This is a genomic window from Streptomyces atratus (genome assembly GCF_040655115.1).
Taxonomy (GTDB): domain Bacteria; phylum Actinomycetota; class Actinomycetes; order Streptomycetales; family Streptomycetaceae; genus Streptomyces; species Streptomyces atratus_D.
Genome location: NZ_JBFAJH010000031.1, coordinates 13295 through 36818 on the forward strand (window position 1 = coordinate 13295; position 23524 = coordinate 36818).

Below are 23524 nucleotides of genomic sequence, written 5' to 3' on the forward strand. Positions count from 1 at the left end.
CGGGCGGCTGCCACCACCGACCAACGAGACAACAATACCATAGATTCATCACGACGACGAGAAGGCCCGCCACCGGGCGGCGTTGCCCACCGGGCGCGACAGTCAGCCGGCCAGGGCGTAGTTCGGGCGGGCCAGGGCGGCGAGGCGCTCGCCCGCGTCCGGCATGAGGGCGGCGCCCCATTCGCCGGTGGAGATGAACTGGCGGCCGATGTATTCGGTGTAGGCGGGCGGGATGGCCTCGGTCAGCTCCTCATGGACGTCGGTCCACGTGATGTCCATGGCGGCCTGCATCTCGGCGACGGTGCCCTTGCCGCCGCCCTTGCCGTACGCGGCGATGTACGGGCCGTCCCGGTAGACGCCGTGGCGCCAGCCTCGCACCGGCCCGCGGTGCTTGATGTGGGCAAGCTGGATGGGCTCACCGCCCCACCAGTGGATTTCGAAGTGGCGGTGGCGGATGACATCCAGTCCGAACATCTCGCCGCACAGGGTGAGGTCCTTGCGGATGTCGGCGCCGGAGACGTTCTCGATCACCCACGGGACGCCGTACCACTGGCACAGCTCGCGCATCTGCGGGATGAGGTCGACGTAGCGGCGGCCGCGGTTGGTCCCCTTGGTCAGGGCAGTGTGGGCCTGGCACGGCGGGGAGGCGTGGACCAACGAGAATTCCTGGCACATCTCGCGCATGGCGTCCAGGGCGTCGCCCTCGATGAAGCGGAAGGGGTAGCGCGGGCGGGGTGTGATGTCGACGCCGACGACGTCGAAGCCGGCGCGCCAATAGCCCATCCCGGCACCGCCAGAGCAGCAGAACAGATCGAGGACGCGAGGGCGGCGGCGGAGCGCCGCGCCAGGGACAGCGTGCATGGTTCCCCCGGAAGTGAGGTGTGTCTCGGCGGTGTTGACCGGCTGCCACCACCGATCAACAACAAAACAATACCATACACACATCACGCAGCGGTCGCCAGATTCCCGCCCCGACGTGACCTCGGTGGCCGCACCTGCCAGCGCCCCGGCGGCGGGAGGGTGCACACCGCCGGAGCGCCGCTCAGCCGTTCACGGGCAGGCCGTGGAGTTGGTACGGGTCCAACTCCCAGGACGGCAGATCCTCTTCGCTCTCGTCGTCGTACGGCAGGACCTGCACCCGTATGCGCTCCGGCCGGAGCGAAGGGAACTCCTCGTCGGACTGGAGGACGTAGCTGACGGCGATACCCAGCCGCCTCATCGTCGCGTTTTCGAGGGCGCCGTTGAGGAGATCGGCGACCTGCTGGCGACTGACACTGGCGAGGCTGACGGAGACCCCGACCAGACAGTCCGTGCAGCCGCAGTCGATGGGGTCAACGCGATACGGGTCAGACATGATCCGGGCCCTTCGATCGGCACTATGGCGGAGGTGGGAGGAAGGCGGCGGAATCGCACCGCCCAATAAGACAACTATATCATGCATTCATCACGCGGCGGTCGGTAGTCCGGCCTGATAGGGAAGGCCGGGCCGGACGGTGCGGCCGCGCCGGGCCAGGAGGGAAGGCCGGCGGGTCGAGTCGGCGCGCGAAGTGGATCACCGCGACTTCCAGCAACTGCAGCTCGGCCCGGGAACCGCGGAGAGCTGTGGGCACGGAGCGGGCCGGCTGGCGCGTCAGGCGTAGGAGCGGTGGGCCTTGAGCACGCGCCCGACATACGGCACGGCTGCGTCGGGGTGCTTCTCGGTGACGTGCTCCAACGCTTCGTCCCTGGCTTCGGCGGCGGACTTGGCAAGGCCGAATCCCCGGCAGTCGTACGCCATCCGGGTGCGCCCATCGTCGCCCGGCACCAGGACGTGCACCGCGCATCCCCAGCCGTACGGGTAGGCCCGGTTGAATTCGTGCCGGTAGGCCATGGCGACGGGGCCGGGCGCCCCGGGCTGCACCAGCAGCGCGTCGTAGAGAGTGACCGTCGTGAAGTGGAGCATGTACGGGGTGACCAGCTGCCACGACAGGTCCAGTGCGGGCCACTGGTCGTCGGGCAGAGGCGTCTCTCCGGTGAGGGCGTCGACGGCGGGGAACTCCGGCCAGTCGGCGGGCGCACCCTTCGGGCGGGTCAGGGTCTTGGGCAGTGTCTTGGGCATGGCTACGGGGCCTTTCTGCGGGGAAGGGGCCGGGAAGCAGCGGGGCGCGCCCCCCGGGGCGCACCCCGGTCGGGAGACCGGGGTGCGCGGGGTCGGTGGTGCTTGCACCACTCGGCAGCGGCGCGGCCGGTGTTGATCAGGTAAGCGATCCGGTGGGCTGCGGGCTGCCGCCATGGTTCGTGATGACGTTCTTCACGTCGTCGGTGAGCGCGGTCGCCGACAGGCCGTCGTCGCTGGGCTCCACCAGGTCACCGGCGAGGGTGATGTACGGGTATTCAGCGCCCGTGTGTTCGGTGTAGGGGTCGAACAGCGGACCGGCTGCGTCGTCGTCCAGGGGGGCGCCGTCCGCGATGCGCCACGCCCATCCGTAGGAGTGGTCTCCGTTGATATCAGCGAGGACGGCCACGGTGATGATGGCGTCACGGTCGTACGCCACGGCGCGGGTGAGCGACGTGAGCAGGGTGGCGACCTCGGCCGCGTCGAACCGCATCTCGTAGTCGTCCGTGAGCGCGCCGGTGACTGCCTGGCGCGAGCGGTTGCCCTCGTGGAGGGCGATCGTCATGCGCGGGTCGTCCTCGAACACGATGTTGAAAACAGCGGCGAACAGGGAGGCGGCGCGGGCTTCGGGCGTGGCGGTGGTCATCACGGTGCCTTTCGCGGGTCAAGGGGTGGGCGCGGCGAGGTGCCGCGCCGGACGGTGTGCCAGCCGGACCCAGCAGACAGGGGTGCGCGGGGTCGGGGTCGGCTGTCCGGCCCGGAGGGGAAAGCCGGGCCGACGGTGCGGGCAGAGGGTCAGGAGGGCAGGTCGGCGAGGTCGAGTCGGCGTGCGGAGTGGATCACGGTGACTTCCAGCAACCGCAGCTTGGCCAGGTCCACGTGGGGAGTTGTGGGCAGCGGGCACCCCTGTCCATCGGTGAGCCACTTGTAGTAGCGGCGGACGTGTTCCGGGGTGGGGAGCACCGCGGGACCGCTCGTGAAGCGGTAGTGCCGACCGGCCTGATGGGCACCGGCGGGCAGCTCAGGCAGCTCAGGCAGCTCGGCCGACCGGCCGGGAGCGGGGAGGTCACCGAAGGCGATGAAGCGCTCCGTGATGTCGATGGCGAGTTCGGCGAGCTCCACTCGCCGCACGAAGCGCTTGCCGCTCCAGTGCTCGTGCCAGTACCGGGCGGTGTCGGCCGACTGCATGGAGCCGGTGGCGCACACCTGGCGCTCGTGGTCGTCGTAGGCGGTGACGGTCCAGGACACGGCCCGTGCGGTGCGCTCAAAGCGATTGGCGTTCCACTGAAGGGTGTGGGACATGGATCCTCATTCTCAGTGCGTGTGATCGGTGGGGCGGCTGCCACTGCCGCCGTGCTGACTTGCGGGTCTGCCGGGGGCGGGTGGCGCCCGCCCCCGGCGGCCGGGCCCCTACCGGGCGGCGCGACGCGCCTGGCGGAGGCGGAGTCCCCAGCGCTGGAGCCGGTACCGCACGGCCGCACTTCCCGGGAACTCCCCCAGGCCCTGGTAGACGTTGATGACGGTGCGCTCGGACATGTCCTCGATCGCCCCGATAACGGTGGCCTCGTCGGGGAAGGCGAAGCCGACGGTGCGCGGCTCGAACGAGGCGGGGCCGAGTGTGTAGAAGTACACGCGGTACCCGCCCTTGGCGTCGTTCTCGTTGAACAGGCCGAGCACGACGGCCTTGCGCAGTCCGGTGTTCTTGCCGTTGACGTAGCGCGGGGCGCGCACGACCGTGCCCGCCGCCAGGACGTTCTGCTTGGTGGTGGCGGTGACGGTCATGGTGACTCCTGGGGAGTGAGGGGGAGTTGTTGGCGGGACGCCCCCGCCAACAAGACAACCATATCCCACACTCGTCACATACCCAAGGGCATCATGCGATCAGTACGACGTCCCCGACCGACCGTGCGCGGCGCACTGGGGCGGGACCGCCGGTTGACCTGGTGCGGCGCACCGGCTGAGGCAGTTCACGCAGCGGCGGGAAAACAGGCCTGCCGCCGGTGTGCTCGGTCCACTTCTTCTCAAAGCCGGGCCGCTGCTTGTCAGCGACTCCGGCGGGTGCGGCGACGATGAACGCCTCGGTGCGGGGCAGGCCTTCGGCGTCAGGGAGGTAGTGGGCGCGCCGGATCCCGGAGGTGGTTCCGGTGACCAGGCGGACCCTTTTCGGGAAGTAGTCGGCGAAGGTGCCGACGACGAGTTCGGCCCGTTTGCGGGGGCCTTCCAAGACGGTGCGGACCGAGCGCCAGGTCTGCCCCTTCTGCTGCTTGCCGCGACAGCGTGGGTCCGTGCCCAGGCAGTTCGGCTCCGCGTCGGCCGGAGCACCGTCCTGGCTGATGACCGCATGGAGGCGGTGACAGCGCGGTGTGCGCTGCCAGCTGCACCACCATTGCGGCTCGTCGCACTTCTTGCCGTGCCAGCGGCGGCAGTCCTTGGTGCGGCCGACGAAGGTGATGCGGCGCACCTCGTAGACAGCGTAGGCACTCTGGTCCAGGCCAGTCTGAAAAGCCTTCAGGACTGCACGGTTGCGGCCGTCCTCGGTGAGGCGGCCGTAGAGCGATCCCGCCGGCCCGTAGAGGGACATCTGCTCATTGAGCGCCATGGAAACGTACTCCAGGCGCAGCACGTCGGCGGCGACGTGGGGATGGGCGCGCAGCCGTTCCTCGTGGCGGTCGCGAGAGGCGCAGACGCCGGAGAACGGGCACATGGCGCAGTACGACTTCTTGATCGGCTCACCGAGGCTGTTGAGCACGTAGGCCTCTACGGCGGCCCTGTCCATGCGCGCCAGAATGAGGGGATAGTGCGGCTCACAGATGGTGCGCCCGGCCTCGGTGTTGAGGCGGCGCTGGATGGTGCTGTCCTTCTCCGCGCGGCCGAGCTCATCGGCGTGATACCCGATCACTCGACGGAAGGAGCGGTCGCCGAACTCGGCGGCGGCCCAGTTGTCGAGCACCCAGCCCTTAAAACGGATGGAGCAGCGACGCTGACCGTTCGCGAGCTGCGGCACGGTGCCCGCTGCGCGCAGCTCGTCGGACAGGCGCCAGGGGCCGGCCGCGTGGATACGTCGCGGGGCGCGTGAGTCGTCCAGAACCAGGACGCCATCGGTGTCGCTCTTTCCCGCCCGGCAGATCTGGACCAGGCGCACCGATCGGGCCCGCAGAAGCGGCAGGACCAGGCGGTTGACGTAGTCGAGGGAGTCGACGAACTCGTCCCCGGTGATGGCATGGACGACGACCAGGTCCGACAGGTCCAGTTCCAGGCCGTGCGCGGCCGGTTCAGCAAGGAACATCAGCAGAATGGCAGTGCTGTCGGCGCCCAGTCCGTAGGACAGGACGGTGGGGCGCTTGCGGTGGAACGTGGCAGGTGTCGCGGGAGCGGTGCGGGCGGTGGCGGGCTGGGACGCCGGGGCATGGACGGACATGCGAGCAACTCCGAGGACGTTTAGGGAACGGCGGCGCGGGAGGTTTGCGCCGCGCCGCCGCGCAGTTCTGACGGGGTGGGCCGGGGCGGGGGCCCGCCCGGTGAGGGGCGGGCCCACGCGGCCTACGCGGCCAGAACCAGCGCCATCAGGTCCGGGTAATCGCGGTCCATCTCCAGGGAGACCAGCTCGTCCGCAGTCTCCGCAGCGTGGGTGAAGCGGACCTCGCCCGCCGGAGCGTCCAGGGCGAAGCGCATCCGGTGGATCGTGTAGGTGACGACCTGCTCGGGGTGGAAGGTGCGCATCTCGCCGCGCATGCGGCACATGGCGCGGATGATGATGCGGCCCTTGCCGGTGGTGAGGATGTCGTGGATCTCGATGGTGCGCACCGACTCTTCGCCATCGCCGTCGACGTAGGTGACGGTCGCGGCCCACTTACCGTCCATCGCGCGGATCAGGTCGGCCAGCGTGCGGGTGGAGGTCTGGCGGGCGGTGCGGTTCATCGCGTTGAACTTGAACTTCTTGATCATCGAGATCTCCCAGCGACGTGATGTGTCTTCGGTGTTGGCCGACTGCCACCGCCGACCAACTGAGATAACTATATCTCACACACGTCCCACCGGGAAGCAGAGAGGTGCTTCTGTTTCGACTTTTTCTCGGAAACCTCGGACCGGCACGCGCGGACGGGGGTGCCCTCCACGCCGAGGGGCGACACCCAAAGACGCCGGCACCCTCCGTTGACGACGTGACGTATAGTGGATATAGTTGTCTCAGTTGTTCGGCAGTGGCAGCCGCACGACGACCGAGAAACACGCACCGCGATAAATCAACAGTGGACAGGAGCCCCCGAGATGGCCCGTACTTTTCACGACCGCCCCGCACGCCTGCAGTACCAGGAGCGGCCCTGGCTGAGCCCGTTCCTTAAGGACGGCAGTCGGACCTGGCTTCAGCGGGCCGCCCACAAGCGGGACCGTGCAGCACTCAAGGAGGCGCTGCGCACCCGCAGCGAGCCGCCCCGCACCCAGCGCCGCCGCGTCGACCGCGACGCGCACTGAGCAGTAAGCCCACAAGCGGCCCCGCCCATCGGCGGGGCCGCTTCGCGTTGCGGGGGGCGCCGCCGCACATGCACACCCGGAAACCTCTCCACGTTGACGTCGTGATGCGTGTGGGATATTGTTGTCCCAGTCGCAAGGCGGTGGCAGCCAGGCGATGACCGGAAACACCGCATCGACCAAGGAGAAGCAACGATGAGCACCACGACTCTCTGCTGGAACGCCCCTTGGACCGCCGTCTCCAGCGGTCTCTGCTCCGCCCTCATCACGGCGGGCGCAACCGAGGGGGCCTCTTCCCGCCCCGCTTCCCTGTACGACCTGATGTGCAACCTGGACGACGCCGCCACCATGCGCGCGGTCCGCGCCCGGACGTCCGACCCGGTCACCGTGAGCGCGCTGGACAGCGAACTCGTCGACCTCGACCGCGAGCACACCACCATCCGCCTTGCTCTGCTGAGCCGGTTCGAGGGCGTGGACCACGACCACATCTGACCCGCACAGCGAAGCGGCCCCGCCTAATGGCGGGGCCGTTTCGTTCTGCCGGGCCTGGTGCAGTCGCCCGGCCGAGGCGGACCGCAAAAGAAGCCTCGCCGACGGGGGGCGGCGAGGCTGCAGTCAGTGTGGCAGGACCAGGCCGCCGTTGTGCCCGATTCGCCGCGCGGAGCGGAGCGGAGGCGGATCGGCGGCGAAGCTCGCCAGTCGGCGGCCGGACGTCGCCAGGGGCGCGCCGGGCGCGCGACTGGCGGAGGCAACGGCCGGCCGACACGGACGGGGCTCGCCGAGCAGTGAGGAAGGGCCGGCAGCGCGAGCAGGCCGCGCCGGGCCGTCAGACAACAAAGCCTCTTCCTCCGACTAACGCGGAGAAAGAGGTGTCGGCGTAGGAAATGGGCTTGCCCATGGGGGCTGACCAGGCGAAACGCTCAAGATCACAAAAGGGGGGTTCACACCTCCGGTAGTACCTCCGGTGCAACTTTGGGTCCCCCTGTGCAGACAACTGTGCAGACAACTGTGGGTGCAACCCTCATCCGGGGTGCGCCGCAGCAGGCTTGCCCAGAGGTCATGAGTCATCCGAGCTGCCGAAGCGGCCGAGGAAGTCGGTCAGGCGCCGGCGCTGGCGCCGCTCCTCGGCGAGCTGCCGGGCGAGCTGCGCGCGGTCGATGTAGAGCTCCACGGCTTCGAGCACCAGGCGCTGGAGCTCGGCCGGTTCGAGGGCTTCGACCTCCCACTGGACGGGCTGACAGATATCGAAGCCGTACCGGCGGGCGAACGCGGGCCAGCGCGGGTCGTCACGCTTTCCTTCGGCCGCGGGCAGTTCGTACGTCAGGACCTGCTCGCGGGTGAGCAGGACCCGCTCCACCGTCGACCAGCAGTTGGTGCGCGCCACCCAGTCGCGTTGAATGTCGTCGCCCGAGCAGTCGAAGTCGCCGACGTAGAGCAGGACCGCAGGGCGCGGGTCGCGGGCAGTGCGTGCTCGGACGATATCGACGTAGGTCTGTGAGCTGAAGCCGCGTACGACCAGGACCGGGATGCCGAGGTCCGCGAGCCAGTCGGTGAACATGCGGCGCAGGGTGTCTTTCTCGGCCGCGACGTACAGCGCCGCCTTCTGGCCGGCGGTGCGGTCCAGGGCGAACCAGTCGGCGACGTCACCAAGGAAGTCGCGGGTGTCGTCCCAGGCCGGGGGCACGTGGACTTCGCGCAGGGTGTCGATCAGGTCGGGGAAGTGGCCGTCGCGGCGCGCCTGGGCCAGCCGGGAGGACAGACGCCGGTAGGTGGGCGGGGTGTTGGGAATGAGGCCTTCGGCGACGAGCCGGTAGTGGACCTGGCGCAGCGTGCAGCCCATCTCCCCGTAGCCGGTCACGATGTCCCGGGCGCGGTCGACCATGTCGGGCCAGTGGATGCGTCCCATACCGGTACATGTACCCATCGGCCTTTGTTCCAGGTCAGCGGGTTAGGCAAGCCTCGGTCGGCGCGCGGCGGGCAAGCCTGAGACGTCGTGGGCAAGCCTCCGCTTCGATTCGTCGTTTGGCGACTCTTTCGGGCGGTGGCTGGCCAATCCGGCCTGCGAATAGACGACCGCGCCTGACCTATCGGACCCGCCCGGGGTGCCGCGAATGCTGCGTGTTCGATTCTTGTTCGAGTACGGTGAGGGTGGAGGTGTCGCCATGGGTGAGGAGCACGACCAGGCCGTGGGGTTCGATTCGTCGATCCTGCATCTGCGCTGCCCGATGGACGTGGAACCGGATCTGTACCGGCTGCTGCTCGGCCTGACCGGCGACGTGACGCCGGTGGTACAGGCCCTGCCGCCGGGCGCTCTGGTGGCCGACGTCTCCGGCAGTGTCCGGTTTTTCGACCGGGATCCGGTGGACCTTGCCCGCATGATCCGGACCCGGGCGCTGGCCTTGTACGGGCTGCCGGTGACGATCGGTGTGGGACTGAACTGGACGATCGCCGCCATGGCGTCCCGGGAGCCGGGGCCGGGCGGGGTGCGCGCGGTCGGTTCCAGTCCGTCTGCGGTGGCGGCGTTCCTTCACCCGCGGCCGGTCGGGGAGCTGCACGGCATCGGCCGCGCCCAGGAACGCACGCTGACCGCCTTCGGGGTGCACACGGTCGGGCTGCTGGCGGGTCTGCCGGAGGCAACGGTGCAGCGGGTGCTGGGCGGGAAGTCCGGCCGGCTGCTGCGCGAGCGGGCACGCGGTATCGACCGGCGGAAGGTCGTGCCGGCCGAGTTGCCGCACAGCGCGGCGGCTCAGCGCCGGTTCCCGACTGACACCCTGGCCCCGGAGCTGGTGAGGTCCGCGCTGCTGTCGCTTGCGGTCGAGCTCGGGGAGCGGCTTCGGAATCGCCGGCAGGCGGCAAGGGCCGTGACGCTCACCGTGACCTTCGCCGACCGCACCCAGATCCATCGCAGCCGCCAGCTGTCCGGTGGTCCGTCCTCGCACACTGATGATCTGCGTGACGCGGCGTACGAGATGTATCAGGCACTGGGGCTGCAGCGGGCCCGGGTGCGGGCGGTCGCTCTGCGCTGCGAGCAGCTGCTGGACGCGACGGCAGTTGCCGAGCAGCTTTCCTTCGACGGCGGCCGGGAGCACCGGCTGCGCGCCGAGCAGGCGATCGATGCGCTCAACGCCCGCTTCGGCTCCGGCACCGTTGGTCCCGCGGCGAGCTACCTGCAGGCCAGCTGAGGCTCATGCGGCAGCGGGTGCCGATATGGTCCGCAGCCACAGCTCGTCCCGCCTCGGGACTTCCCTGTGTTCAGCGGCGGGGGAGGTGGTGGCGGGCTCCCCAGGCGAAGGCGAGGTCGTCCAGCAGGATTTCCGGGAGTTCATCGGACCACACTCCGTTCAGGAGGAGCGGGGCGCTTTCGAGCCGTTCGCAGATCACCAGGCTCTCGGGCTGGCCGACCAGGGCGTACCGGCCGTGTTCGGCGGGAGCACTGCCCGGCCCGTACGCGCGCAGCAGCTCTTGAAGGCGCCCGCGGTGCTGGTCGGCGAACGCCCCCAGGCGCTGCACATAACCTTCCTTCTCGTCCTCGCGTACGGCGGTGAGGGCCACGGTCAGGATCTCGCGCGACTCATCGAGATCGAAGACCGGGTCGGCGCAGGCCCACGTGCATCGCTGCGCTGCAGCCAGGATCTCCTCCGCATCGAGCGCCGGGGCCGGCCCGGGCCCCGGCGCTGGGGTCTGCGGTGCGCGGGGTGCCGGTTGCCGGAGATGGGCAAGCAGCTGGGAGGTGGAGGCTGCGCGTCCGCGCTGAGCGGCGGTGTTGTCGGCGATGCGCAGCAGCTCGCTTGCGACCGCGCGGACGCCTTCGAACCAGCCGTCCTCGAAAGCCTGCTCCGCGCCGTGCGGTGCGCTGCTCTCGGAAACCCAGGTGTGGGCCCCGGCCACTGCCCCGGCCTCCAGTATCGAGACCAGCTCATCGGCCTGGGTGTGCGAGTACCCGGCGCCGGCCAGCGCCTCGAACACGCTTAAGCGCGCGGATGTCGCGTCACTCTGGTGTCGGCTGATGCGGGCCAGCTCTTCCCCGTATGCGTCGTGCTGCTCGGTGCTCATGCTGCTCCTCCCCTGTCTTTCGGGGTCCGGTCGGTGACCCAGTTCGGATCGCGGACGGGCATCGGCGCCTGCGTCTCGGTGGCCGGGGTGCGCATCATGTTCCAGGTGGTGCGCGGCGCGGTGATGGCGTGTGCCAGGACGACGACGGCCTGGCGGCCGGTGCCGCCCTGGACCCACGGTCCGGTGAAGCGGACCTGATCGGCAGCCCAGTTGCCCAGCCGATCCCAGGGACGGAGCCGACCGAACAGGTAGCCGACTGTGAGCGCGACTGCTGTGGTGACGAGGACGCTCATGCGATCACCGCATTCCGATCTCGGTCGGCATCAGCGCTCTGCTTCCTCGGCGGATGCCAGGGCCTCGAGGACCTCGGCCGGCTCCGGCCGGATGCCGCTTGCGAGGTAGCGGATGCCTTCGCCTTCCGGTGCGCTGCCAGTGTCCTTGCCGATCGGGTGGCGCCTACTGGTTGCCGTGCGCCATCCGTAGCGCTCGTCCCACACCAGGGCCGGCCAGGTCTGGCCGGCAGTGAGCGGGAGCGCGGCCGCCAGGTGCTCGTCGCCGAGCCGGCGCAGCTCGATCTGGATCGGGTCGGCGACGCCGGCCGCGGCCAGGGCGTCGGCGACCTGCTGCAGGTACGGGCGTGCCTGGCGGGTCTGCAGCTCTGCCGCGGCGATCGCCGCGGCGCCGCGGCGGGTGGCGGTCGGGTAGCCGAGGCGCTCGGCGGCCTCGAGCGGGGGGAGGTCGGGGTCGACCTCGATCAGGTCGGCGATCCGCCGGCCGCGCAGCTGCGCGAGGCCGGCCTGGGCGGTGGGGAACTTCGCGATGCCCAGGGTGTCGGCGACTTCGGTGAGCGTGATCGCCGGGTTGTCGTCGAGCAGTTCGGCGATCCGGGGCAGGATCTCGTCGCGTGGGATCATGTCGCCGCTGCCGACGCGGCGGCCGCCGCCGGCACCGCGGCCGGGCCGGGATGCCTTGAACTCACGGACGACGCGGCGTGGCCAGTGCTCGGTGCCGCCGTCGCCGGCCGGGACCAGGACGACGTGCTCGGTCAGCTTCGGGTCGCTCTTGTACTTGTTCCAGCTGGCCGCGGACACACCGAGCTCGGCGGCTGCCTCGTGGCGGTCCAGCAGGTCCTCGTCGGCGTCGGCCTTCGGCAGTGCCGGGACGGGCTTGCCGGCGTGGAAGGCGGCGGTCTGCTCGCTGTCCCATAGCAGGGCCCGGGAGGTGGGCGAGCTGATCGGGGCGGGGTGCCCCTTCTGGGTGTGGGGCTTCTTGTTGCGGAAGGTGCCGAGCGGCATCCCGAGCTGGGCGGCCAGATCGGCCATGGTCTGTGCGTACTTGAGGCGTCCGGCGCGGATCATCGTCTTGTCTCTCCATCACGGGGCGGGCGGGGCGCCGGTGTCAGCGCCCCGCCCGGGGTGGGCGGTTCAGGTGGTTGAGGGGTCCGGCAGGCAGTTCGGCAGGCACGACTCGCCGGGTTCTGCGTCGCAGCCGTCGCAGCCGAGGGCGGCGGCGTCGATGAGCGGCTGGAGGTAGGCGAGGGCGCCGGCTGCGTGGGTGTGCGGGACCAGTTCGGTGGCGGTGATGACGTACAGGGCGTGCGGGGCGCGGCCGGTGGCGCGTACGCGAATGCCGGCGGTGTCGCCCGGGCCGGCGGCGAGGTTCGGCAGGTCGAGACCGTCGCGGTGCCACTCCACGGTGACGTCGGCGCCGGCCAGGTCGCGGGCCAGCTCTGCGAGTTCGGCGGTCGCGGCCGCGGCGGTGGCCGGCCAGGCCAGGTGCGCGTTGTCGAAGTCGGCCCGGTCGGCGGCGTCAACAACGGTGGGGGCCTCGAGGTCCTGGACCTGGTGGTCGGTATCTCGCCGGGTGAGGTAGACGGGCACGGGACTGCTCCTTGCGTGAGGTGTGTTCGGTGCTGGCGTGCTGCCACAACCCGCCATCGAGACAACATTACCGCTCTTACATCACCATCGCAAGCAGGCGCGTCCCGGCGCCGGCGCCGTGCGGATACACTTGATGACGAGACAGGCCTCTCGGGTTCTCCCGCGGAGTGTGTGTTTTCGGTTGGCCGGCGCCCTTGCCACCCGCCTCGGCGGAAGTGGGCGCCGGCCTTTTACGTCGCCGCCCCTCAGAGCATGGGGCCGCCCGCGTCAGGTGAGGTCCTTCAGCTTCATCCGCTAACAGCGACTCGGCAGTTCAGGCCTCGACATAGGCGACAAGGACGAGGGTTCCCAGGGCACTTGGCACGTACAGCACGCGCACGCCGTCGCGTGCGTACTCGCGGTAGGCGGCGTGTTTCGAAACGGAGCCGATTGCCGGGTCGGTGGAGATCTCGGCCAGGGCGAGGTCCAGGCGGACACGCTCGGCGTCTGTCATCCGCTCGACCTGCTCCTGAGCTACGTCGTAGAAGACGATCCTGGCTCGGCGGGGAACGCGGTTGCCCATCAGGCGACGTGCGGGGTGTCGGTGCTGCGCGGCGGAAGGCCGGCCTCGACGCGAAGGTCTTCCCAGTCCTTACAGGCGTCCAGGTCGATGCCTTCCGAGGCAAGGCGCTCGAGGACGTAGGCAACGTGGGGATCGTCGTGTGCCTGGTCGCGGGCGTCGGCTCGCAGGGCCTCTTGCTCGGCGGGGTCGAAGACGATGCGCATTCGGGTCCTCCATGGACTACTCGAGATCCACGGTAGCCCCGTCATTGCGTCCCGTCAGCCACATGCCCATGGGTATGCCCGGCAGGACTCGGCCTCACGGATGAGTGGCCGAGACAACCGCGTGCAGCCGGACCACCGTGGACGGTCCAGCAAAGGCTGCCCGGCAGGCCGGCTTCGAGGACGGACGCGCGCCGGGCAGCCCCACCCAGGATCGCACTGATCGCAGGTACTCAGAACGTCAGCTGCTCACCCTGAAACGGCGGAACATGTCCGGCAGGAACTGCCCCAGAAGGGCTTCGGCGTCAGGAAGATGCGCGAGCTCATCGTGGCCGAAGCGGAACACCTCGTATCCCCTGAGCTTGAGGTCACGGTCGGCGGCAACCATCTCCGCGTACTTGCCGGTGTCCGGAATTTGGCCGCGGTCGCGCGTGTAGTGCTGGGACCCGTCGACCTCCAGGACGACGCGCTGTCCGTGAGGCAGCAGCAGGAGGAAATCCATGCGTGAGCGCAGCAACGCCTCGGGGCCGCGCTCCTTGACGGTCTTGGGGTCCCAGTGCAGCCACACTTCGGGCAGGAGAGCGGGATGATCCACGGAAGGCGAGAGTGCCGTGTGGTAGGCCTTGAATAGGTTTATCTGGCCAGGCGATCTGGTCGGCAGGCTCTTGAGGAGACGTTGGTAGAGATCCACCCTGGCGTCCTTCTCATTGCTGAACTTGCGGGTGGCCTGCCACCAGCTATGCAGGTCACGCCACCGCAGGCCCGCGGTGGGGATCTCCCGGTCATAGACAAGGGTGGCGTCTGGGCGCCCTCCGACGATCTCGATGTCGTTGTCCAACGAGGACTGGAAGCGGATGTCCGGTTTGGTCAGGGAGGCAAAGATGATGTTCTTCGGTCGCCGATTTCCCTGCAGCCGCGTCGACAGCAGCGTGAACACGGGATAGCCGCCATCACTGCCGGTGTGCTGCAGTTCGATCCCGGCAGCCTGGAGATGACCGTTGATCGTGCTGACGGTCGTCTGCTGGAGGTGCTCATCAAGGAGGACGTCTCCTGATACCAGGCCCTCCAGAAAGCGGGCGAACCTGGCGTCCCCGGCGTCGAACGCGCGGAGGTTCTCGAAAAGGTCTTCTGCTGACCAGTCCCCGGGGTTGCGAAAGACGTGCCGCTTGATGCGGTCCGTCAGTGTCACCTGCCGCATCCCGTTCAGTAGGTGATCGAGGGAGATGCCCGGCTCCTCGGTTATCCAGAGGTGGTCAAGCAACTGCATGAATCGGTCGGGGTACTGGGTCAGCTCCGTCAGGTCGAGGGCGCGCGCCAACTCACGGCGGGCCTTCTTGGGTATCTCGGGCGGTGCGTCCTCTTCCCACAGCAGGTCCTCGAGCCGGTAGAGGATCGATGGACTCATATCTACGGGACTCTGTTCCACGAAGTGGCGCGTGACCTGCGGCAGCTCAGCGTCGGATACCTGGCGGAAGCTCAGCTCGATCCGTTCGCGCTTGGTTCCGGCGTCCTCAGGGACCGGCGGCATGCCCAACTGTTCGAAAGCCGGGTTCAGTTCGCTGTGCGTCAGGCTGCCAAGACGCGCGACGGCCTCGCCGACCAGTGTGCGCAGCGCCGAACGATCTCTGCTGTCGACCATTGACAGATGGTTGCAGAAACCGGGGGAATCCGGCAGTGGCACCAGGACGTAGCACTCCGCGCAGTCTGGTCAGAACGGCCGATGTACGGGATGATCATTCCGCCCCCACACAGAACGACGCAAAGGGGTATCGGGTGAGTCAGTCGCCGCTCAGCACGACGCGTGCAACCGTGGTCCGCGCTGGCCAACGCACGACGCTTGTGGCCCTGCCCGCCTGGTGCAACGGTCAAGTTCTCATCCCGGTAGAAACTTGGATCATCGTGATGGCCACCGGCCAGATGCCCGGCAGTCTGCCGGGCACAGAGCTGGAGGTACGTGCCAGGCTCAAGGCACGAACCGAGGCTGGTCTGGCGCTGCAGGACTGGGCGCCGATCAACCCGATGGAGCCCTCGGTGGTCGCGGCGACGCCCTCGACGGCGTGGAGTTGACCGGGGACCGAGACACAAAAAGGGCCCTGTCCGTTCCCGAGATTCGGGACGGACAGGGCCCTGGTGGCCGGTGCGCGGATCAGTGATGGCGCAGTCCCTCGGCCCAGGACATCGGTGACGTCCTGGGCCGGTTCCTGTTCGCCGGCCAAGCATCGACAACGACGGCGGCCGCGCGGGTTCCAGCGCGACCAGTAGCTGCCGGCGATCCATAACACCGAGCCATCCGGTCAGGCTCCGTGCGGGACACGGCCGGCACCGCAGGGGTGCCGGCCGAACCTGGATGGGTGCTACTGGTCTCCGTCCGGGCCGCGCCGCAGGTAGTCGTAGGCGTTGGAGGCCTGCCCCCATACCTCGTGCGCGCGGGTCGGGCCCTCTTGGGCGACCAGCCGGACGAACAGGTCGGGGAAGTTGCGGCCGGTGCCGTCGCCACCCTCGATGTCGCCCATCGCCTCGGCGAGCGCGTACGGCTCGGCCGGGACGCGTGGGTCCAGGTGCTCGAGCTCGGGGCGGTAGCCGTCAACACCGATGACGGTTCCTTCGACGTGCTGGGTGTTATACATCTGGGCGCGCAGGCCGGCAGCCATCTCTTCGGCCTGACGCTGCTGTTCGTAGGGGCCGATCCGGATCGGGGAGAGACCGGGGCGCGTCAGGACGACGGCGTGGCCGAGCGGGTCGGTGTAGCGGACGGGGCGGCCGAGGCTGTGGGCGTAAGCGATCTCAGCGCGGGTGGAGTCGCCAACGTATCCGCCGGTATTGACGACCAAAACCTCATCACTAGCGCGGATCTTCCATCGGTGCAGCACGTCGAGCTGCTGCTTCAACTCTTCGGCGCGCCGCGGGTCGGCCCACAGCGGGTGCGGATTCTTCATGTCGCATCCGGGGGCGAGGACGATGCGGCCGGCTGCGGTCTCGCGCAGGTTGGCCTCGGCGAGCTCGGCCCAGAATCGGGTGGAGCCGCACAGGCAGACGACTTTGGGACGGTCAGGGCCGGCGGTGGTCAGCGGCAGGGAGTCAAGGACGGCGGCCGCGGTGTGGCCGTCGGTGATGCGATTGGTGTGTGCGACGAGCGCGGCGGCGTATTGGTCGCGCAGGTGCTTCTCGTGCGTCATGTCGGGTCCTCTGCTTCCGGGGCGGGGTGGGGCCGGTGAATGGGGATGTCGAAGAGCGTGAGGTTGGTGCGCTCGAGCTCCAGGTGCTCAAGGAGGGCGTCGCCCTTGGTGCGCACGCAGGAGGGGCAAATGTGGCGGCGGGTGGCGATCCATCCGTCGGCGGTCATGCGTCGGGCCCAGGTCGGGTCGAGCTGGCAGGTGGGAAGGGTGAGTTCGTATTCGTCGTCTTCGCTGTCGGCGCACGGGGCGTAGTAGGTGGCGCCGCAGGTGTCGCACCCGACGACGTACACGGTGCGGGGCTCGAGGCTCATCGGCTTCTCCGGGCTCGGGTGCCGGGCCGGCCGGTGGCGGCCGGCCCAGCAGTCGCCGTGGTGCGGGGGCTGTCGGCGCCTAGAAGGGAGGCTCGTCGGCGTAGCCGGCGGCCGGTGCGCTACTGAACGGGTCGCCGTGGTGGGCCGGTGCGGGGGCAGGCTCGTATGCGGGATCGGGGGTGTAGGTGTCGCAGACGGTGTATTCGCCGCGCTCGGCGTCGTACTTCTTTCCGATGCCGTGGCAGCGGGTGCAGTCCTCGGCGTGCGGGTCATCGTCCTCGCCGCGCAGGCAGGCGACGGGTTCGGCGTGGACGGGGGCGCCGTCGTTCTGCCAGATGACCGGCTCCAGGACTTCTCCGGATCCGCGGCAGCCGCCGGGGCAGTTCGGCGGGTGAGGGCTGTCGTCCTCGGTGTGCTGCTGGTACTGGTCGCGCAGCCAGACCCGGGCGGCATGGGCAGGCAGGGGCATCTGCCAGTCGGCGCGTCGCAGGGCATTGACGGCGGCCGCGGCCTGGGCGGCGTGGTGGGTATCGGCGGGGTCGGCGAGGGCGACAAGGTCGGCGATGACGGCGCGCAGGAGCAGCGCGGTGCGTTTGCGGTCGGTGGTGTAGTCGGGGTGGAAGGCCTCGGCGTCGCCACGGATGGTGGCGTATCGGGTGAAGAACTCTTCGGCCACCAGCTCGGTCAGCAGGCGTGGGATGGACGGGGTCGGGGTGTAGGCGGGCTGGGCCGGGTCGGCGGCCGGCGCGGAGGCGGTGATGGTCACGGGCGGTTGTCCTGTCTTCTGGATGGTGCTGTGGCGGGAAGCCCGGGGGGGGCGGCCGACGAAGTTGGTGACCTGGCGGCCGCCCCGGGGGCGGGTCAGTTAGGGAGTCGGACCGGCATGAGCAGGTACTCGAGGGCGCCTTCGCCCAGGTCTTTGCCGTCCTTGCCGACGCCGGTGATCACGGCGGGCTTGGTCGGGGCGACGATGCTGAACTTGACGGCGTCGACGTCGATGGCGCCGAGGCCGTCCAGCAGGAAGGTGGGGTTGAAGGCGACGGTGAGGGGTGCGCCGGTCTCGGTGTCGAAGGCGGCGTCGACCCGGTCGCGGGCCTGGGCGTCATCGCCGCTGCCGGCCGTCAGCGTGAGCGCATCCTGGGCGAAGTGGAGCTGGACGGGGGTGCTGCGGTCGGCGACGAGGGCGACGCGCTTGACCGCCGCGGTCAGCTCGTCGCGGTCCACAACGGCGGTGGCGGTGAAGTCGGTGGGCCACAAGCTCTTGTAGTTGGGCAGCTGGCCTTCCAGTGCGCGCATGGTGGTGCTGCGGGAGGGGCCGGCCATGCCGAGGACGCCCTGGCTGGTGGGCAGGGCAAGGTCAATCTGCCCGGCGCCGGCGAGCATCTTGGCGGAGTCGAGGAGGGCCTTCGCCGGGACGACAGCCTGTCCGTCGGCGATGCCGCTGGTGGACGTGAAGTCGATGGTTCGGACGGCGAAGCGGTAGCGGTCGGTGGCTGCCAGGGTGAGTTTGCCGTCGGTAGTGGTGAGGTGGATGCCGGTCAGGATGGGCAGGGTGTCGTCGTGGCCGGCGGCAACGGCAACCTGGGCGACGGCCTGGCCGAGCTCGCTGCCGGTGACGGTGCCGGAGGCGTCGCCGAGCTTGGGCAGGCTCGGGTACTCCTCCAGCGGCAGGGTGTGCAGGGTGTAGCGGATGCTGCCGGAGGTCAGAACCAGACGCGGGCCGACGAGTTCGAGGTCGACCGGGTTCTTGCCTTTGACGGTGCGGGTGATGTCGGACAGCAGGCGGCCGGGGACCAGAACGCTGCCGGCTTTGGTGATGTCAGCCGCGAGGGTGGCCTGGGCCGATACCTCGTAGTCGAAGGCCGCGACCGTCAGTTGCCCGGCGGCGGCATCCAGCCTGAGCGCGGCGAGGACGGGGGCGGGCGGCCGGGCAGGCAGGGCGCGGGCCGCGTCGGCGACGGCGGCGGCGAACGGGCCGAGTTCGAGGCGGAGCTTCATGGGCAGTCCTTCTTTCTCAGACGGACGCGGGGGCGGCGGGCTGGGTGAGGTGGCTGCGCAGGTGCGTGTCGCGCACGTACTCCAGTGCGGCCCTGACCGGGCTCGTATCGGTCCAGGGGCAGGCGGAGCAGGTCGCCGTATAGCCGTGACGGCCGGCGCAGCCGGCTTCCTTCGGCTTTCCGGCGCTGGTGAGCTTGTGGGGGCAGACGGATCCGTCGGCGTGGACGGGCTTGATCGTGGCGGCGATGCGGGCCATCAGGAATGCACCTCCGAGGTCACTGAGGATGGGGTGGGAGCGGGCTGCGGGAACCAGGGCAGCGGCTCGTCGCAGGCGGGGGCGGTCACGGCCGGAAGCGCGGGCGGCAGAACCGGCTCGACCGGAACTGCCACGATCGCGACCGCGTCGAAGGCGAGCTGGCCGGCGGCGGCCAGACCGGCCGCGCGGGTCAGCGCGGCGGTGACACGGTGGTGGGCCCGGTCATGGTGGAGGTGACAGCCCTGGCACATCACGACGAGGTTCTCCGGACGGACGTCCTCGGGCTGGTGGTTGAGATGGGCGGTGGTCAGGATGACCGTCGTGCCGGTGCCATAGGCGGGCCGGCCGTGCCGGTTGGGGCAGCGCCCGGCATGAGTGCCGCGGCCGCACTGACCGGTGCAGGCACATCGCCAGGCCGCGGCCTGTTTCGCCGCGCGGGAGATGGCCGGCCAGTCGTCGGGGTATCGGTCTTTGTTCTCGGGGCGGATCGGCATCGTCAGTCCTCCTTCGGTTCGACGGCGACCAGGCGGCCGATCCGGGCGACGGTGTGGCCGGCGTATCCGGCCGAGGACTGCTTCGTGACGAGCGGAATGACGTGCTCGGTGGTGATCTCCCAGTTCGCGAGGGGGAGGTCGACCGATCCGGGCGGCGGAATGATGCGGCCGGTGTGCGCGGTGCGGACCAGGCGCTCGGCCAGCCGGTAGTCGTAGGCGGCCTGGGTTTCGGACTTGCGTTTCTCGTAGTCCAGGGCGGCGGCCCACCGCATCAGCGACCGCTTCTCGCTGGTCTGCGGCCCGTACCGCTGGGCGCGGTTCAGTCCCCACCGTGGGTCGGTGTCCTCGGGGCGGGCGGCGGCAATGATCGCTTCCACTCCCCCGCCGGGCACCGACCGGGTGGTGTAGAGCAGTGCGTAGGCGCCGAAGCCGGCACCGCCGCCGGTACGGAGCAGGGTGACCCGCCCCGTACCGGCAAGCAGTTCACCGGCCGGCACGTCAGCCGGTAAGGCGACCATCGGCTACCTGGCCCGACGCTGCACGGGTACGGCCGGGCGACGCTTGTTCCAGGCGTCCGTGACCATCTTGACCATGACGGCGCGGTTGGCGTCGTTCACTTCTGCTCCTTCGCGACGGTGGTGAGTTCACGGCGCAGCTGGGCGCGCTGACTGCGGTTGGTGCCAGCCCAGATGGCGTTGCCTGCGGCGGTCGGGTGGTCGATGGCCCAGGCCAGGCAGCGTTCGAACGTGGCGAGGGGGCAGCGGCGGCACGCCAGTTGCGCGGCGGCCCGGTCGTTGGAGTTGCTGCTGCTCCACCAGTCGGGGTCGGTGTCGGGGGCCCGGCAGGGCTCGGTGCCGGTGAAGCGGGGGAATGCGGCCGGGCGGGCCGGGGCGGTGGTCATGACTTCCGCTCCCTCTGCGGCCGGACCTTGCTGATGTGGCCGACGGTCGGCAGGAGGAACTCGAACGGCTGCCACCCCTCCAGCTGGTACAGGTCCAGCAGCTCGACGCCGAACTCGGCGCCTGCGGTGTGGTTGTTGTGCCACAGGTCCCTGCGGGGCAGCGCGCAGGCCTGCCCGGCGTCGGTGGCGTCGGTGGCCGCGTCAATGTCGATGTAGGCGACGAAGATCCCGGTTCCGGTGCGCTCCAGGATGTACAGGCGCCTGACGGGGGCCTCTTCGGGGTCGACGTCGGGGCGGCGGACCCAGGTCTGGCGGGTGGCGGCGAGGACGGCTGGGTCGCCGGCGTCGGCTGCGTCGGTGATCTGCCGGTAGGCCTCGGCGCGCTCGAGGTGCTCGCGGTCGATGAGGTCCTGGACGGCGGCGGTCAGGTGGTCGCCCAGGGCCTGGGCGCCGATGAGGTCGGTGAGGGCCTTCAGGGTGCTCATGCCAGGGCCGCCTTCCGGGGGCTGGGGGAACGGACGGCGTGGGCGTCGACGGCGGTCAGGAGCCGCTGGAGTGCGGAGCCGCGCCGATCGGGGCGGATGGTGGCGGGCATGCCGCAGTTCCAGCAGTCGGCCTCTTCACCGGCCCACGCGACGAAGCACTGCTCGCGCTCGCAGACGGACTCAGGCGCGAAGCTGGGGTTGCGGGATGCGATGGCCCGCATGATCGCGGCGACGGTGCGCTGCTGGGGCTTCGGCCGGTCGCTCAGGGCGTGCATGATGGGGTTTCTCCTTCTCCGCTGGTGCGGGGTGAGGGGCCCGGGGCGGCCGGCGGTTTCTCAGGCCTTGTGCGGCCGCCCCGGGGCGTAGTCAACGGACGATCTGCTTCATTTCGGCGCGGTCCCACCGGAGGACCCAGCCGGACCGCAGTCCTCGGGCGGACCAGTCGACGCGGCTGCTCCCGACGGGGATCGGCCGGCCGGACATGGCGTGCAGCCGGGCGATCTGGCAGGCGCGCAGGGCGGCGGCGACGGCTTCGCCGGCGTTCTCGGCGAGGCCGGTGAAGACGTGGTGCCCCTCGCGGGACTTGTCCAGCCGGTGCTCTATGGGGACGTCGATCTCCCACACCGTGCGCGGACCCCCCATCACTCCTCGGCCTCCGGGTCGTACACGGCGGTCAGGGTGAGCGGGGTGACGAGGTAGCCGGTCGGGCTGCACTCATCGCCGGCGGGGCCGACCACCGTCAGCTCCTCGATCGCTTCGTCGTCGTCGAAGTCGGTGGTCCAGGTGAGGGTCGTCCCGTCGGGGGTGCCTTCGCGGGTGATGAGGTCCTCGCCATGGGCGCGGGCGGCGTCGCGGTTGGTGTAGAGGCCCAGCGGCAGCTGCCCCTCCTCGTACTCGGCGCGGTAGATGGTCAGCTCGACCGGTTCGCCGGGGGTGAGCTGGGTGATGCCGGGGAGGACGGCCTCGGCGGCCGCGAGGCGCTGCTGCAGCAGCTCGATCTGAGCGAGCAGCTGCGGCACGTCCTGCGCCGGGTTCCCGGTGCCTGCGGCGGTGCGCAGGCGGATGTCGTGGACCAGGTCGCTGCGGTCGGTGGGGGCCGCGGGCGCCGGGTGGGTCAGGGTGGTGGTCGGGGTCACGAAGTGCTCCGTTTCGGGTAGCAGTTGCGGGCCGACTGTCCGGTTCTCCGCGCTGCGCGGCCTCGGTGGCCGGGGCAGCGTTTCGTGGTGCGGAGCCGGGCTGTCCGGTCCTGTGCATCGCCCCAGCCCCGGGACGGGGTTGGGGCGGCACACAGGGCCGTCAGATGAGCCGCGACACCAGCTGGCGCGGCGGCGCGGGCCGGAGCCGGTGCCACGCTGGCGGCGCGGGGGGATGCGCAGGTCAGGTGGCCCGTGACGACTTGGCTTCAGCCGAGCAGCCGAAGCAGGACCCGAGAGTTTTGAGAGGGAGACAGATGTCGAATCGGACCCGGCAGACCGGGCACGACTGCCGGGCGGCCATCGCTTGGTCCAGCGCCCATTCCTGCGCGAGTGTCGGCACTCGCTTGGGCTTCGCCAGGTCGATCCGGTACAGCCACGCCCTGCGCTTCTTGTTGCGCCAGGTGAGTTGCGCGACGGGGTCGTGCCCTCCCGGGCTCAGGTTCATCGCCCTGAGCTGCCGGCGGGTCGCGAGTCCCTTGGGAGCCCGCTTGAAGCCGAACTCGGGAATGGCACCAGACGGGGGAAGGGCGTACAGATCGACGTCCCGTACGGTCTGCTCCTCCGCGGCCGTGCTGGGGCAGTTGCGATGGTGCTCGCTTGTCGGGTCGAGATCCTCTATGCGCATGGACGACCTCCCAGTCGAACCGTTGCGATTCGCGCCACGAACCAAGTGGTGGTGGACAGTGGTGCGTTGGCCGGGTGGCCTGTCCCGTGCCCGATCCGGGGCGGTTCGGGCACGGGGCAGGGGGCTCGGACGGGCGGGGCTAGAGGCCGCGGGCGTCGGCGAGGCCGGCGGCCTGGTCGACCATGCGGATCGGGGTACGTCCGCTGGCGAAAGCGTCGTTGAAGCCGGGTACGGAATCGACGTCGCCGAATTTGCGGTGGATCGCGTCCATGACCACGGAGACGGCACTGCTTTCCAGCCCCGCGTCACCGCGGGCTTCGGCCCGGATGGCTCCGAACATGCAGCGGGCGCCTTCCGCGTCGACCAGGGCGCCGCTGCACCAGCCGCCGGTGACAAGGCGGTGGTGGGCGCGCTGTAGGAGGGCTGCGACCGGCGTCGGGTACAGGTCCGGCAGCGGAACGGTCGCCGTGGCGAGGGGGCCGGTGATGACGTCCGCCAGGTCGACGGGCTCGGTGGGGATGTGGGCGGTGTTGACCTCGTAGGCGACCTTGGCTTCGTCCAGCCGTACGGTCATCGCCGCGTCGATGAGGGTGAGGCGGTCCTCGAGGGACAGTTCCGCCGGCGGGGCGGCGGCCGGGGTGGTCGGGGTGAGGTGGTCTATTGCGTGAGGCATTGGGGCTCCAGGCGAGGAACGTCGAAGGGCGCCGCCGGGGTCGTTCTCGGCGGCGCCCTTCGGCGTCGTGCAGCAGGGGGAGGGGAGAAGGCGCTGGGTTCCTCCTTCGCAGGGTCGGGTGGGGCCCGCCGTGCTCGGGCTGGTTGGCCCCG

Annotated in this window: 33 protein-coding genes and 1 pseudogene; 4 read left to right on the forward strand and 30 right to left on the reverse strand. The window is 70.0% G+C overall.

The window, feature by feature from the left end:
* Positions 1-102 precede the first annotated feature (102 nt).
* The 8 genes from AB0I23_RS27105 to AB0I23_RS27140 form a co-directional block, all read right to left on the reverse strand.
* Positions 103-861: a DNA methylase gene (locus AB0I23_RS27105; RefSeq protein WP_359113073.1), complete on the reverse strand. Its 759-nt coding sequence runs from the start codon at positions 859-861 to the stop codon at positions 103-105.
* 181 nt (positions 862-1042) lie between these two features.
* On the reverse strand, positions 1043-1354 hold the full coding sequence (locus AB0I23_RS27110; protein WP_359113075.1) for a hypothetical protein: 312 nt from the start codon (positions 1352-1354) through the stop codon (positions 1043-1045).
* A gap of 276 nt (positions 1355-1630) precedes the next feature.
* Entirely contained in the window at positions 1631-2098 is a 468-nt protein-coding gene (locus tag AB0I23_RS27115) for a hypothetical protein (RefSeq protein WP_359113077.1), read from the reverse strand.
* Between the two features lie 136 nt (positions 2099-2234).
* A complete protein-coding gene (locus tag AB0I23_RS27120) occupies positions 2235-2741 on the reverse strand; it encodes a hypothetical protein (protein ID WP_359113079.1) in 507 nt (168 codons plus the stop codon).
* Positions 2742-2890: 149 nt separating this feature from the next.
* Entirely contained in the window at positions 2891-3397 is a 507-nt protein-coding gene (locus AB0I23_RS27125; protein ID WP_359113081.1) for a hypothetical protein, read from the reverse strand.
* 108 nt (positions 3398-3505) lie between these two features.
* Entirely contained in the window at positions 3506-3877 is a 372-nt protein-coding gene (locus tag AB0I23_RS27130; RefSeq protein ID WP_359113083.1) for a DUF6409 family protein, read from the reverse strand.
* A gap of 91 nt (positions 3878-3968) precedes the next feature.
* Positions 3969-5513, reverse strand: a complete 1545-nt coding sequence (locus AB0I23_RS27135) for a hypothetical protein (protein WP_359113085.1) — start codon at positions 5511-5513, stop codon at positions 3969-3971.
* A gap of 122 nt (positions 5514-5635) precedes the next feature.
* Positions 5636-6040 (reverse strand): hypothetical protein, encoded by a 405-nt coding sequence (locus AB0I23_RS27140; RefSeq protein WP_331718459.1) that lies wholly within the window; start codon positions 6038-6040, stop codon positions 5636-5638.
* 321 nt (positions 6041-6361) lie between these two features.
* Here AB0I23_RS27140 and AB0I23_RS27145 point away from each other — a divergent pair, with 321 nt between their 5' ends.
* Positions 6362-6565: a hypothetical protein gene (locus AB0I23_RS27145; protein ID WP_359113087.1), complete on the forward strand. Its 204-nt coding sequence runs from the start codon at positions 6362-6364 to the stop codon at positions 6563-6565.
* Positions 6566-6757: 192 nt separating this feature from the next.
* Positions 6758-7054: a hypothetical protein gene (locus tag AB0I23_RS27150; protein ID WP_330481355.1), complete on the forward strand. Its 297-nt coding sequence runs from the start codon at positions 6758-6760 to the stop codon at positions 7052-7054.
* Between the two features lie 565 nt (positions 7055-7619).
* On the opposite strand, the gene AB0I23_RS27155 is transcribed toward AB0I23_RS27150, so the two are convergent.
* On the reverse strand, positions 7620-8486 hold the full coding sequence (locus AB0I23_RS27155) for a hypothetical protein (protein WP_359113089.1): 867 nt from the start codon (positions 8484-8486) through the stop codon (positions 7620-7622).
* Between the two features lie 238 nt (positions 8487-8724).
* Between AB0I23_RS27155 and AB0I23_RS27160 the strand changes: the two genes are divergently transcribed.
* Positions 8725-9744 (forward strand): DinB/UmuC family translesion DNA polymerase, encoded by a 1020-nt coding sequence (locus tag AB0I23_RS27160; protein ID WP_359113090.1) that lies wholly within the window; start codon positions 8725-8727, stop codon positions 9742-9744.
* 70 nt (positions 9745-9814) lie between these two features.
* Here AB0I23_RS27160 and AB0I23_RS27165 read toward each other — a convergent pair whose 3' ends face one another.
* From AB0I23_RS27165 to AB0I23_RS27195, 7 genes are all read right to left on the reverse strand, one after another.
* The gene (locus tag AB0I23_RS27165) at positions 9815-10615 is read right to left on the reverse strand and encodes a hypothetical protein (protein ID WP_359113092.1); all 801 of its coding nucleotides are present in this window, start codon (positions 10613-10615) and stop codon (positions 9815-9817) included.
* Entirely contained in the window at positions 10612-10908 is a 297-nt protein-coding gene (locus tag AB0I23_RS27170) for a hypothetical protein (RefSeq protein WP_359113094.1), read from the reverse strand. The genes AB0I23_RS27165 and AB0I23_RS27170 overlap by 4 nt, the downstream gene beginning before the upstream one ends.
* Positions 10909-10938: 30 nt before the next feature.
* Positions 10939-11973 (reverse strand): DUF6292 family protein, encoded by a 1035-nt coding sequence (locus AB0I23_RS27175; protein WP_359113096.1) that lies wholly within the window; start codon positions 11971-11973, stop codon positions 10939-10941.
* Positions 11974-12039: 66 nt separating this feature from the next.
* A complete protein-coding gene (locus AB0I23_RS27180) occupies positions 12040-12495 on the reverse strand; it encodes a hypothetical protein (protein ID WP_359113098.1) in 456 nt (151 codons plus the stop codon).
* Positions 12496-12808: 313 nt separating this feature from the next.
* Complete coding sequence (locus AB0I23_RS27185) at positions 12809-13057, reverse strand: hypothetical protein (RefSeq protein ID WP_331718451.1); 249 nt, start codon at positions 13055-13057, stop codon at positions 12809-12811.
* Positions 13057-13260, reverse strand: coding sequence for a hypothetical protein (locus AB0I23_RS27190; RefSeq protein WP_331718450.1), 204 nt, complete (start codon positions 13258-13260; stop codon positions 13057-13059). Before AB0I23_RS27190 ends, AB0I23_RS27185 begins: the two co-directional genes overlap by 1 nt.
* A gap of 238 nt (positions 13261-13498) precedes the next feature.
* Positions 13499-14896 (reverse strand): hypothetical protein, encoded by a 1398-nt coding sequence (locus AB0I23_RS27195; protein ID WP_359113100.1) that lies wholly within the window; start codon positions 14894-14896, stop codon positions 13499-13501.
* A 134-nt stretch (positions 14897-15030) separates the two neighbouring features.
* On the opposite strand from AB0I23_RS27195, the gene AB0I23_RS27200 reads away from it, so the two are divergent.
* Positions 15031-15324: a hypothetical protein gene (locus AB0I23_RS27200; protein WP_359113102.1), complete on the forward strand. Its 294-nt coding sequence runs from the start codon at positions 15031-15033 to the stop codon at positions 15322-15324.
* 668 nt (positions 15325-15992) lie between these two features.
* Here AB0I23_RS27200 and AB0I23_RS27205 read toward each other — a convergent pair.
* The 14 genes and pseudogenes from AB0I23_RS27205 to AB0I23_RS27270 form a co-directional block, all read right to left on the reverse strand.
* A pseudogene (locus tag AB0I23_RS27205) lies at positions 15993-16331 on the reverse strand (RapZ C-terminal domain-containing protein); the annotation flags it as partial.
* 98 nt (positions 16332-16429) lie between these two features.
* Positions 16430-16744, reverse strand: coding sequence for a hypothetical protein (locus AB0I23_RS27210; protein WP_359113104.1), 315 nt, complete (start codon positions 16742-16744; stop codon positions 16430-16432).
* A 79-nt stretch (positions 16745-16823) separates the two neighbouring features.
* Positions 16824-17510, reverse strand: coding sequence for a hypothetical protein (locus AB0I23_RS27215; RefSeq protein ID WP_359113106.1), 687 nt, complete (start codon positions 17508-17510; stop codon positions 16824-16826).
* A gap of 95 nt (positions 17511-17605) precedes the next feature.
* The gene (dnaN, locus tag AB0I23_RS27220; protein WP_359113108.1) at positions 17606-18742 is read right to left on the reverse strand and encodes a DNA polymerase III subunit beta; all 1137 of its coding nucleotides are present in this window, start codon (positions 18740-18742) and stop codon (positions 17606-17608) included.
* 16 nt (positions 18743-18758) lie between these two features.
* Complete coding sequence (locus tag AB0I23_RS27225) at positions 18759-18998, reverse strand: hypothetical protein (protein ID WP_331718444.1); 240 nt, start codon at positions 18996-18998, stop codon at positions 18759-18761.
* On the reverse strand, positions 18998-19492 hold the full coding sequence (locus tag AB0I23_RS27230; protein ID WP_359113109.1) for a hypothetical protein: 495 nt from the start codon (positions 19490-19492) through the stop codon (positions 18998-19000). Before AB0I23_RS27230 ends, AB0I23_RS27225 begins: the two co-directional genes overlap by 1 nt.
* 2 nt (positions 19493-19494) lie before the next feature.
* Positions 19495-20010 (reverse strand): hypothetical protein, encoded by a 516-nt coding sequence (locus tag AB0I23_RS27235; protein WP_331718443.1) that lies wholly within the window; start codon positions 20008-20010, stop codon positions 19495-19497.
* 95 nt (positions 20011-20105) lie between these two features.
* Positions 20106-20393: a WhiB family transcriptional regulator gene (locus AB0I23_RS27240; RefSeq protein ID WP_359113111.1), complete on the reverse strand. Its 288-nt coding sequence runs from the start codon at positions 20391-20393 to the stop codon at positions 20106-20108.
* Positions 20390-20878, reverse strand: coding sequence for a hypothetical protein (locus tag AB0I23_RS27245; RefSeq protein ID WP_331718441.1), 489 nt, complete (start codon positions 20876-20878; stop codon positions 20390-20392). Before AB0I23_RS27245 ends, AB0I23_RS27240 begins: the two co-directional genes overlap by 4 nt.
* On the reverse strand, positions 20875-21153 hold the full coding sequence (locus AB0I23_RS27250; protein ID WP_331718440.1) for a hypothetical protein: 279 nt from the start codon (positions 21151-21153) through the stop codon (positions 20875-20877). Before AB0I23_RS27250 ends, AB0I23_RS27245 begins: the two co-directional genes overlap by 4 nt.
* 91 nt (positions 21154-21244) lie before the next feature.
* Positions 21245-21520, reverse strand: a complete 276-nt coding sequence (locus AB0I23_RS27255) for a hypothetical protein (RefSeq protein WP_359113114.1) — start codon at positions 21518-21520, stop codon at positions 21245-21247.
* Entirely contained in the window at positions 21520-22014 is a 495-nt protein-coding gene (locus AB0I23_RS27260; RefSeq protein WP_331718438.1) for a hypothetical protein, read from the reverse strand. Before AB0I23_RS27260 ends, AB0I23_RS27255 begins: the two co-directional genes overlap by 1 nt.
* 241 nt (positions 22015-22255) lie before the next feature.
* Positions 22256-22699, reverse strand: coding sequence for an RRQRL motif-containing zinc-binding protein (locus AB0I23_RS27265; protein WP_359113116.1), 444 nt, complete (start codon positions 22697-22699; stop codon positions 22256-22258).
* 139 nt (positions 22700-22838) lie between these two features.
* Positions 22839-23372 carry a DUF6197 family protein gene (locus AB0I23_RS27270; protein ID WP_331718436.1) on the reverse strand — a complete coding sequence of 178 codons (534 nt, stop codon included), beginning with the start codon at positions 23370-23372 and terminating at the stop codon, positions 22839-22841.
* Positions 23373-23524: the final 152 nt, after the last annotated feature.